The sequence below is a fragment of the Nonomuraea insulae genome, assembly GCF_042656245.1.
Window position 1 is genome coordinate 41,904 of record NZ_JBHSPA010000001.1, and the last position, 9,855, is coordinate 51,758.

Consider the following 9,855-nt stretch of genomic DNA (forward strand, 5'->3'; position numbering starts at 1 on the left):
CGGTCTCGCGCCGGCGCCAACAGCGCCGCGGCGACCTCCAGAGCAATGCTCTATGCGTGCCGCGATGACCTGACTAGAGTAAGTGAGCACTGATGCCGAGGAGTCGATGTGAACCTTGAGGATTATCGGCGTGCGGCCAGGGCCTGGCTGCAGCGGAACGTGCCGTCCGACGACTACGCGGAGACGGACGGGATCGCCCGTGCCAGAGATTTCATGGCCGGCCTGTACGACGCCGGCTACTCGGGAATCACCTGGCCGGAGCGATGGGGCGGCCAGGGTCTGACACAGGCGGAAGACCGTGTGTTCGCCGAGGAGGCCGCCGCCTACACCCTGCCCACGTACGTCTTCTCGATCGGCCTGGGCATGACCGGCCCCACGATCGTCGACCGGGGCACCGACGACCAGCGCGAGCGTTTCGTCCGGCCACTGCTGCGCGGCGAGGAGATCTGGTGCCAGCTCTTCTCCGAGCCCGGCGCCGGCAGCGACGTGGCCAGCCTGCAGACCAAGGCGGAGCTCGACGGCGACCACTGGATCGTCAACGGCCAGAAGGTGTGGACCTCGGTCGCCCACTACGCCGACTGGGGGCTGCTGCTGGCCCGCACCGACGTGGAGGTGCCCAAGCACAAGGGGCTGACCATGTTCGTGGTGGACATGCACCACCCCGGCGTGACGGTCAGGCCGTTGAAGGACATGTCCGGCAGGGCCAACTTCAACGAGATCTTCTTCGACAACGTGACCATCCCTGACGAGCACCGCGTGGGCGAGGTCAACGACGGCTGGAGCGTGGCCGTCACGACGCTGCTGCACGAGCGGCTGTCGATCTCGGCGGGCGTCGGCATGGGCGGGCAGAAGGACAACCCCGCCTCGCTGGAGGCACTGCGCAAGGTCGTCGACACCGATGACCCGCTGGTCCGCGACGAGCTCGTCGAGCTGCACATCCGCAGCCGCGCCCTGGCGCTGTTCAACCAGCGGCTGGCCCAGGAGACCAGGGCCGGGATCTTCCCCGGCGCGCGGGGCAGCGCCGCCAAGTTGCTGCTGGCCGAGCTGACCCTCTACCAGGCGGACCTGGCCACGCGGCTGGTCGGTCCTGAGGCGGCGCTGGCCGGCCATCCGCTCGCCCGCGCGATCTCGATGGCGCCCGGCATGGCGCTGGGTGGCGGCACCAACGAGATCATGCGCAACATCGTCGGCGACCGCGTGCTCGGCCTGCCGCCGGAGCCTCGGGTGGACAAAACCGTGCCGTTCAAGGACCTGAAGGTGGGGACGCAGGCGTGAAGCTCGTACTCAGCCAGGAACAGCAGGAGCTGCGCGCCGCCGTACGCGACTTCCTGCGCACCGCCTCGCCGCTGCCCAAGGTCCGCGACGGCTACGACCCCCAGGTGTACGCCCGACTCAACGGCGAGCTGGGCCTGTCGGGCCTGATCATCCCCGAGGAGTACGGCGGCGCCGGCGCGGGCCTGTCCGAGCTGGCGGTCGCGCTGGAGGAGACGGGCGCGGCCCTGCTGCCCGGCCCCTTCCTGGCCACCGCGTTCACCGCTCTCGCGCTGACCCTGGTGCCCGACAAAGAGCTGATGTCGGGCATCGCCGAGGGCCGGATCGCGGCCACGCTGGACGAGAGCGAGGTCGCCTCCGACGGCACGACGGCGAGCGGCACGCTGCCGCAGGTGCTCTCCGGCATGGACGCGGACGTCCTGGTCGTTCCCGCGCGCACCGGCGACGGCCTGGTCATGGTGGCCGTCGAGCTGGCGGGCCCCGGCGTGACCAGGACCGCGCTGGAGACGCTCGACCTCACGCGCGGCCAGGCGAAGGTCGTGCTGGAGGGCGCGCCCGTGCGCGTGCTCGGCCCGGCGCCGGAGCACGGCATCGCCGACCGGCTGTGCGTGGCGCTGGCCGCCGAGCAGCTCGGGGTGATGCGGGCGGCGCTGGACGCCATCGTCGCCTACGCCAAGGTCCGCGTCGCCTTCGGCCGCTACATCGGCTCCTACCAGGGCGTCAAGCACAAGCTCGCCGACATGCACGGCAAGCTCGAACAGGCCGAGTCCATCGTCAGATACGCCGCGTGGGCCGCCGACGAGGCCCCCGACGAGCTGCCCGAGGCCGCCGCCCTGGCGCAGGCGTACGTCGGCCGCGCCTGCTTCGAGGTGGCCCGCGACCACCTGCTGCTGCACGGCGGCATCGGCTACACGTGGGAACACGACGCCCACCTGTTCTACAAAAGGGCCAAGGCGGACGAAGTGCTGCTCGGCCCACCGCGTGTGCACCGCGCCCGACTCGCTCAACTGCTGGAGCTCTAAATGGACGTCAGCGACCTACCGGGTTTCTACGCCATCGCCGCCGCCGACCCCGGCCGCCTCGCGGTGATCGACACCGACGGCGCCGAGACCTCCTACGGCGACCTGCTCGCCCGCGTCAACCAGGTCTCGCACGGCCTGCGGGCCCGCGGGCTCGGCACCGGGGACGTCGTCGCGGGCGTGCTGCCCAATGGCATCGACGCGCTGGTCATGGTCATGGCGACCGGCCAGATCGGGCTCTACTACGTGCCGGTCAACTGGCATCTGACCGCGTCCGAGGTGGCGTACATCCTGGGCGACTGCGACGCCAAGATCGTCATCACGGACGCCGACCACAGCGTGCCGGGCGGCGAGGCCGGGACGGACGGCCTGGCCGAGGGCCGGCCGACGACCGCGCCCGAGGACCGGGCGGCCGGGGCGGTCATGTGGTACACCTCCGGCACCACCGGATTCCCCAAGGGCGTGCAGCGCCCGCTGGCCGGGGCCGAGCCGGAAAAGCTCGTCCCGCTGTACACGTGGTTCTTCGGCGAGGTCGTGGACCTCAAGGCGGGCGACGAGACGCACCTGGTGACCTCGCCGATGTACCACTCGGCGCCGTGCGCGCACGCCCAGTTCGCGCTGCACCTGGGCCACACGGTGGTGATCACGCCCAGGTTCGACCCGCTGAACATCCTGGAGCTCATCGAGCGGCACCGGGTGTCCAACGCGATGATGGTGCCCACCATGTTCCACCGGATGTTGCAGCTGCCGGAGGAGGTCAGGGGCAAGTTCGACGTGTCGAGCCTGCGCCAGGTCATCCACACCGCCGCCGCCTGCCCCGTCGCGGTCAAGCAAGGGATCATGGACTGGTGGGGGCCGGTGCTGTACGAGTACTACGGCTCGACCGAGTCCACGATCGCCTTCGCGGTCAAGCCGCACGAATGGCTGGCCAGGCCGGGCACCGTGGGCCGGCCCGCGCCCACGTTCGAGGCCAAGATCTGCGACGAGAACGGCGTGGAGCTGCCGCCGGGCGAGCCCGGCCTGATCTACGTCAAGTCGGCCATGGGCACCTTCGAGTACCGCAAGGACCCGGCCAAGACGGCCGCCAGCATGCTGGGCGAGTGGTACGCCCCGGGTGACATCGGCTACCTCGACTCCGACGGCTACCTGTTCCTGTGCGACCGGCGTACCGACCTGATCGTCTCCGGCGGGGTGAACATCTACCCAGCCGAGATCGAGGCCGCCCTGCTGGAGCACCCCGCGGTGGCCGACGTGGCCGTCATCGGGGTGCCCGACGAGGAGTGGGGCCACAAGGTGGTCGCCCTCGTGCAGCCCGCCGAGGGGGTCGCGCCGGGGCCCGAGCTGACCGCCGAGCTGCTTGAGCACTGCGGGCCGCGGATCGCCAGGTTCAAGCAGCCGAGGGTGATCGAGTACCGCGACGTGCTCCCGCGTACCCCGACCGGCAAGTTGTCGCGCTCGAAGGTGCGCCTGGACTATCTGGGGGAGGCCGGGAACACCAGCTCCTCGCTGTAACGGTCGCCGTCGCCCAGGTAGAAGCGGGTGGACAGGGTGCGGTCAGTGGTGTCGAAGACCGTGCTCCACAACGTGCGGAACGGCGCGGCCGGGTCCTCGGCCGCCTGGACCTCGCGCAGGCTGTCACGCAGGTCCCGCGGTGACATGGTGGCGCCCTTGCTGCGCTCGTACAGCGAGCGCAGCCGGCCGTAGGAGGCGAAGCTGGACTCGGTGTCCTCGGGCAGGTTCATCGGGTCCGGGTTGCGGTGCAGCAGGTGGTTGGTCACGCAGAGCGGGCCGTCGCCGAACTCGACGATGTGCTCGCCGCCGTCCCTGCCCCGCTCCCACACGAACGCCTGGCCGTTCGCGTCGGCGACCAGGTAGTGCAGGGGCGTGCCGTGGTCGTACTGCTTGGCGCTCAGCAGCGCCTGCTTGGCCTGGTCTACGTTCTCGCAGGTGTCGATCAGGAACCGGGGCAGGTGCAGGCTGCCCAGCCCGACCTGCGGCGTGACGCTCTCCGGCGGCGTGGCGCTCTCGAAGTCGGCGATGAGCAGCATGACCGCGAGCCCGGCCGAGTTGACGCCGTCCATGCAGCCGTCGAGGTCGGACATCGTGATCACGGCGGAGGAGAGCCCCTCGTCGGGGATCGTGGTGATCACGTAGGGGCGGGCGGACATGGGCAGCTCGTTCTGCTTCGGCGCGCCGCCCATGATCTCGCTGGTGGTCCAGGTGAAGAAGTCGTAGTTGCGGCCGACCCGCCCGTGGCCGTCCGTGGCGGCCGTCGGCGGGACCCACAGGGCCGAGCAGCCGGAGCCCTCCGGGACGAAGCTCAGCCCGTCGAGGGCCACCTCGTCCTGGTCGGGGTCGAGGCCGAGGGCGGAGGCCGCGCCGTCCATGCGGGAGTGGTGCTGCGGCCAGTGCCGCTCGAACCAGGTCCTGCGGGCCCGGTTCACGATCGGGTCGGCCGGTGTGGGGGCCCAGCCCAGCCGCCTGGCCTCCTCGGTGAGCGCCCGGCCGATCTCGAACTGGCTGCCGGACAGCGTCAGGTGGGTGACGAGCTGGAAGTCGCTCTTGCCGCCCGCGACGTGTGTCATGTTCTTCATGTCCCCGAGCCTGCCCGGGCCCGCTGACCGGGGCCTTACCGGCCGCTGACGGCCCGCCGGTAGCGCTCTGACAGCCGCAGTACGCACTCGGCCAGCTCGGGCGGGTCGAGCACCTCGAAGTCCACGCCGATGTGCCCGATCCACACCGCCATCCCGTCCAGGTCGTCGCCGCCCAGCCTGACCCGGCAGGTGGCGGCGTCCACGGGCTCGATATCCAGTGCCAGCGGCAGCGCCCGCACCTGTTCGGCCGGGGCGTGCAGCAGCACCGTGGCGTGGTAGCGCCACATCGCCGTGCTGACGCCCTTCTCCACGTACGCGGCCACGTCGCCGTCGCCAGGCAGCTCGCGCGGGGTGAAGCGGGGGCCCGAGGGTGAGCGAGGGTGGATCCGGTCCACCCGGAACGTGCGCCAGTCCTGCCTGTCCGTGTCGTAGCCGAGCAGGTACCAGCGGCCGCGCCGGTGCACCAGCCGGTACGGCTCCGCGTTCCGCACGCTCGTGCCGCCCTCGTGGCCCGTGTAGTCGAAGCGCAGCCGCTCGTGGTCGCGGGCCGCGTTCGCGATCGTGGTCAGCACGTCGGGCGCCACGGAGGGCGCGTTGCCGGGGATCTGCACGGTGTAGGTGTTGAGCGCGTTCACCCGGCGCCGCAGCCGGGCGGGGAGCACCTGCTCCAGCTTGGCCAGCGCCCGTACCGAGGTCTCCTCGATGCCCTCGACGCCGCCCCCGGCCGCGCGCCCCAGCCCGACCGCGACCGCGACGGCCTCCTCGTCGTCGAGCAGCAGCGGCGGCAGCGCGGCGCCCGCGCCCAGCCGGTAGCCGCCCGCCGCCCCTGGCGTGGCGTGCACCGGGTAGCCGAGCGAGCGCAGGCGCTCGACGTCGTTGCGGATCGTCCTGGTCGAGACGCCGAGCCGGGCGGACAACTCCGGTCCCGACCAGTCACGGTGCGCCTGGAGCAGGGACAGCAGCTTGAGCAGGCGGGCCGAGGTTTCCAGCATGCGCACCAGTGTGCCCGCTAATGCGGAAAAGAGGCTTCCGCGTTGACGACGAGCTTGCCCAGGAAGTGGCCGTCCTCGCTGCGGCGATGGGCGTCGGCGGCCCGCTCCAGGTGGAACACCTCGGCGACCGGCACCCGCACGTCGCCGGCCGCGCGCAGGACCTCGGCCTTGGCGGCGGGGCCGGAGCCCGCGCCGGTCGAGAAGCGCACACCCAGGCGGTTCGCGCCGGCCATGTCCGCGATCGTGATCACCTTGGCGGGGTCGCCGGTGAGCTTGACCGACAACTCCAGCACGTCCCTGCCCGAGGCGTCCAGCACCCGGTCCACGGTGTGCGGGAGGCGCTCCTCCAGGCCCTCGCCGTAGGTGACGGGGTGCACGCCGAGGCCGCGCAGGACGTCGTGGTGGCGCTCGCTCGCGGTGCCGATGACCTTGGCGCCCAGCGCGCGGGCGAGTTGCGCGGCGGCCAGCCCGACGCCGCCCGCGACCGCGTGGATCAGCAGCGTCTGCCCCTTCTGGAGGTCGAGTTCGCGCAGCGTGCGGGTGGCGGTCTCGACGGCCACGGGCAGCGCGGCGGCCTCCTCGTACGTGAGCTCGTCCGGCTTGGCCACCAGGGCGTCCGCCTCGGCGATCGCATGAGTGGCCAGCGCGCCGAACACCACCTGGCCGTACACCGCCTCGCCCAGCCGCAGGCCGGTCACCCCCTGGCCGAGCGCGTCGACCGTCCCCGCCAGCTCGATCCCGGTGCGCTGGGGGCCGTCGAACTGGGCGCCGGGGAAGCCCGTGCGCAGCTTCCAGTCGATGCCGTTCACCCCGGCCGCCCTGACCGCGACGCGTACCTGGCCGGGGCCCGGCTGGGGGAGCGGGATCTCCTCCAGCTCCAGCACCTCGGGCCCGCCGAGCCGGTGGTAGCGGACGGCCTGGGCGGTGACGAGCAGGACGGCCTTGCCGACCAGTTCGCGGGCCTCCAGCGCGGCGTGCGCCTCGCTCGCCCGCTCCAGCGGCAGGGCCAGGCCGACGGTGGTCGTCAGCCTGCCCGCCGCGAGCTCCTCCATGCTCAGCGTGGCGAGCCGCCTGAACTCGTCGGGGGAGAACTGCACCTGCTCCATGCCGACCAGGCGCACCCCCCGCCGCTCGGCCTCCGCCGGGTCGACCGGAGCCGTGGAACCGCTGGGGACCCCGTACGCGAAGAACCTCCCGCCGCTGCCCAGCAGCCGGAACGCGGCCGCGCCGACCTCACCGCCGACCCCGTCGAACACCACGTCGAACCGCCCGGCGAGCTCCTCGTAGCCGACGGCCTCCGCCGCGCCCGCATCCAGGGCCGCCGCCCGTTTGGCGGGGCCGTGCGCCGCCGCCGTCACCTGGGCCCCCGCCGCCCGCGCGAGCTGGACGATCGGCAGGCCAAGCGCCCCACCGGCCCCCGTGACCAGCACCCGCGCGCCCGGCTCCAGCCCGGCCGCCCCCACCAGGCTCAGCGCGGCGGGCCCCACCTGGATCAGCGCCGCCGCCCGCCACAGCGGCACCTCGTCGGGCACCGCCACGACGGCCTCCACACCGGCCACGGCGCGCTCCGCGTACCCGCCGGCCGGGAGCAGCGCGGCGACCCGCCGTCCCGTCCATCCGGGATCCACGCCGTCGCCCACCGACAACACCCGCCCGGCCACCCCGGTGCCCGGCACGAACGGCGGCCGGGCGGGGTACCAGTCCTGCCCCCACCCGGCACGCAACTGCGCGTCGATGGACATGACGTCCACCGCCGACACGCCGACCAGCACCTGCCCAGGCCCCGAGACGGGATCGGGGGCCTGCGCGGCCACGAGCACCTCGGGACCGCCGAACTTCGTTACCTCGACAACGTTCATGCCGCCGAGTGTGCAACCTCAAGTGCGATTGAGGTCAACCGAAGAGCTTCTGCGCCTGCTGGATCACCACGATGACGGTCAGCGTGCCGAAGAACGCGACCGACCAGATCAGCGCCCCCAGCCGGTAGGAGCGCACCTTGATGGCCTGCGGCAGCGCTCGCCGGTTGAGGATGATCAGCAGGATCGAGTACACGAACATCATCACGGCCGCGAAGCACGCCGAGAACACCAGCAGGATGAGCGGCTGGTCGAGCCCGGCCAGCAGGATCGCGGTCCCGATCAGCGCCATGGCCCAGACCGTGTAGAAGTAGACCCGGTTCACCGAGACGGGCTTGTCGCGCAGGTAGACCGTCTTGATCGTGTCGGATGCCAGGCGCGAGGTGTAGTCCACGATGCCCATGGCCGAGGCGAACAGGGCCAGTGCCCCGATCACCCAGAACAGCACCCCGAACCAGGCGCCGACGGTGTCCTGCAACACCTGGCCCTCGACCTGCAGGAAGCCGATGCCGTTCTCCAGGCCCGGCTTACCGAAGACGGTGGAGTAGGCCAGCATCGACATCAGCGCGATGGTCACGAACGACACCAGGGCGAACGTCGACGCCTGCTCGACGTTCGCGAAGCGCCACCAGTTCTTCCAGCGCGCCAGGTTCTCCTTGGTCGGCGCGAACTGGAAGCCGGTCGATGAGGCCGCCTCCTCGTGGCCGGTGACGGGGCTGACCAGGCGCGGGACGTAGAGGCCCATGCCGAAGCCCTTGTCGCGGATCCAGTTGCTCTGGCACAGGTTCTGGCCGCCGCCCGCTCCGGCGTAGGCGATGGCGCCCATCAGCACGGCGAAGTCCAGCGGCGGCACCGGGAACTCGGCCCCGACGCTCAGGCCCCTGCCCAGCTCCAGCCAGCTCTCGGCGGTGATCGCGAGCACGATCGCGACCACCGCCAGCGTCGCCACCAGGGCGATCTTCACGAAGATCACCCGTTCCAGCGCGGTGTAGATCACGGGCGCCAGCGTCAGGCCGAGCGCGATCACCACCAGCATGCCGATGGCGATCCACCGTACGGAGCCCTCACCAGAGCCCGTCAGGTACGTCACCATGGTCGCGGACGTGGTCACCCAGCCCGGCCAGAGGTTCGAGCCGAGCGTCATGAGCACGAAGACCAGGCCCCAGTGTTTCCACATCCGGCTGAACCCGGTGAGCGCGGTTTCGCCGGTGGCCAGGGTGTAACGCTCGATCTCCATGTTGAGGAACCACTGGGTGATGATGCCGATCGCGGCTCCCCAGATGAAGACGAGGCCGACTTGTGAGGCGATGTACGGCCAGAGGATGAACTCTCCCGACGCCAGCCCCACGCCGGCGCCGACCAGGCCCGGGCCGATGATGCGCCAGGTGGATCGGGGTGGTTCTGGAAGGTCGCGAACGGCGACGGGCGGCAGGACTCGCGTGGGAACAGTGGGGGTGAATTCCGCCATTGCGGATCTCCTTGTTCGGCTTACCTGTTCGTCACATTACAGAGATCCGAAACGCCAGTGGAATAGCCAGTTAATTACCACTGCGTAACGCCGCACGTCTATGACCTGCATGGATAGCTCTCCGTATCAGGGCGCTCACAACTAGCTGGCTGTATCACCAATAGCCGCAGATCGGTCACTGACGGTAGTCATGATGCGTGCGCCGTCCCGCCCCGGGACGTCCGTTGACCAGGGAGGTTCCCCCATGACGCTCATACTGACCGCAGCCCGCAGACTGGCCGCGCTCGGACTGTGCGCGGCCGCCACCCTCACCGTGCCGTTCGCGGCGCTTCCCGCCAACGCCGCCTCGGGAGCGGAGTCCATCATCACCATCACTCCCGCCGACGGCGGGGCGTACGCCTTCCGCCTGACGTGCGACCCGGACGGGGGCGTGCACCCGCGCCCGAGGGAAGCCTGCGACGCGCTGCGCGGCGTGGACGGGTGGTTCGGGAATCTGGACGTCGATCCCGGGCCCTGCCCGCTGATCTGGGACCCGGTCACGGTGGAGGTGAGAGGGCACTGGTACGGCAGGCCGAACCCGTACCAGGAGCAGTTCCCCAACCGCTGCGTGATGGAGCGCAAGCTGGGCCCGGTCGTCTGACCTGAGGTGCCGCG

8 protein-coding genes are annotated in these 9,855 nt (G+C 71.2%); 4 read left to right on the top strand and 4 right to left on the bottom strand.

The genetic code is table 11. The features are described from left to right. The first annotated feature begins 108 nt into the window (after positions 1-108). From ACFPZ3_RS00185 to ACFPZ3_RS00195, 3 genes are read left to right on the top strand one after another with little or no spacing between them, the layout of a single operon-like run. Positions 109-1,275, top strand: a complete 1,167-nt coding sequence (locus ACFPZ3_RS00185; protein ID WP_379511818.1) for an acyl-CoA dehydrogenase family protein — start codon at positions 109-111, stop codon at positions 1,273-1,275. Next, positions 1,272-2,294: an acyl-CoA dehydrogenase family protein gene (locus tag ACFPZ3_RS00190; protein WP_379511819.1), complete on the top strand. Its 1,023-nt coding sequence runs from the start codon at positions 1,272-1,274 to the stop codon at positions 2,292-2,294. The genes ACFPZ3_RS00185 and ACFPZ3_RS00190 overlap by 4 nt, the downstream gene beginning before the upstream one ends. Continuing rightward, the gene (locus ACFPZ3_RS00195) at positions 2,295-3,803 is read left to right on the top strand and encodes an AMP-binding protein (RefSeq protein ID WP_379511820.1); all 1,509 of its coding nucleotides are present in this window, start codon (positions 2,295-2,297) and stop codon (positions 3,801-3,803) included. It begins immediately after the preceding gene. On the opposite strand, the gene ACFPZ3_RS00200 is transcribed toward ACFPZ3_RS00195, so the two are convergent. Genes ACFPZ3_RS00200 through ACFPZ3_RS00215 form a run of 4 tightly spaced genes read right to left on the bottom strand, consistent with a single transcriptional unit; the run spans position 3,764 to position 9,201 of the window. After that, a complete protein-coding gene (locus ACFPZ3_RS00200) occupies positions 3,764-4,885 on the bottom strand; it encodes a C45 family autoproteolytic acyltransferase/hydolase (RefSeq protein WP_379511821.1) in 1,122 nt (373 codons plus the stop codon). The genes ACFPZ3_RS00195 and ACFPZ3_RS00200 overlap by 40 nt on opposite strands. A gap of 35 nt (positions 4,886-4,920) precedes the next feature. Continuing rightward, a complete protein-coding gene (locus ACFPZ3_RS00205; RefSeq protein WP_379511822.1) occupies positions 4,921-5,877 on the bottom strand; it encodes a helix-turn-helix transcriptional regulator in 957 nt (318 codons plus the stop codon). Between the two features lie 17 nt (positions 5,878-5,894). Beyond that, complete coding sequence (locus tag ACFPZ3_RS00210; RefSeq protein WP_379511823.1) at positions 5,895-7,736, bottom strand: zinc-binding dehydrogenase; 1,842 nt, start codon at positions 7,734-7,736, stop codon at positions 5,895-5,897. 34 nt (positions 7,737-7,770) lie between these two features. After that, entirely contained in the window at positions 7,771-9,201 is a 1,431-nt protein-coding gene (locus ACFPZ3_RS00215) for an Nramp family divalent metal transporter (protein WP_379511824.1), read from the bottom strand. 244 nt (positions 9,202-9,445) lie between these two features. Here ACFPZ3_RS00215 and ACFPZ3_RS00220 point away from each other — a divergent pair, with 244 nt between their 5' ends. After that, positions 9,446-9,841 carry an SSI family serine proteinase inhibitor gene (locus tag ACFPZ3_RS00220; protein WP_379511825.1) on the top strand — a complete coding sequence of 132 codons (396 nt, stop codon included), beginning with the start codon at positions 9,446-9,448 and terminating at the stop codon, positions 9,839-9,841. Positions 9,842-9,855: the final 14 nt, after the last annotated feature.

What these genes read in the sequence shown, in the direction of transcription:
- ACFPZ3_RS00215 (WP_379511824.1), bottom strand. Translation starts at nt 9,201, where the DNA reads ATGGCGGAATTCACCCCCACTGTTCCCACGCGAGTCCTGCCGCCCGTC.
- ACFPZ3_RS00200 (WP_379511821.1), bottom strand. Translation starts at nt 4,885, where the DNA reads ATGAAGAACATGACACACGTCGCGGGCGGCAAGAGCGACTTCCAGCTC.
- ACFPZ3_RS00195 (WP_379511820.1), top strand. Translation starts at nt 2,295, where the DNA reads ATGGACGTCAGCGACCTACCGGGTTTCTACGCCATCGCCGCCGCCGAC.
- ACFPZ3_RS00210 (WP_379511823.1), bottom strand. Translation starts at nt 7,736, where the DNA reads ATGAACGTTGTCGAGGTAACGAAGTTCGGCGGTCCCGAGGTGCTCGTG.
- ACFPZ3_RS00205 (WP_379511822.1), bottom strand. Translation starts at nt 5,877, where the DNA reads ATGCTGGAAACCTCGGCCCGCCTGCTCAAGCTGCTGTCCCTGCTCCAG.
- ACFPZ3_RS00220 (WP_379511825.1), top strand. Translation starts at nt 9,446, where the DNA reads ATGACGCTCATACTGACCGCAGCCCGCAGACTGGCCGCGCTCGGACTG.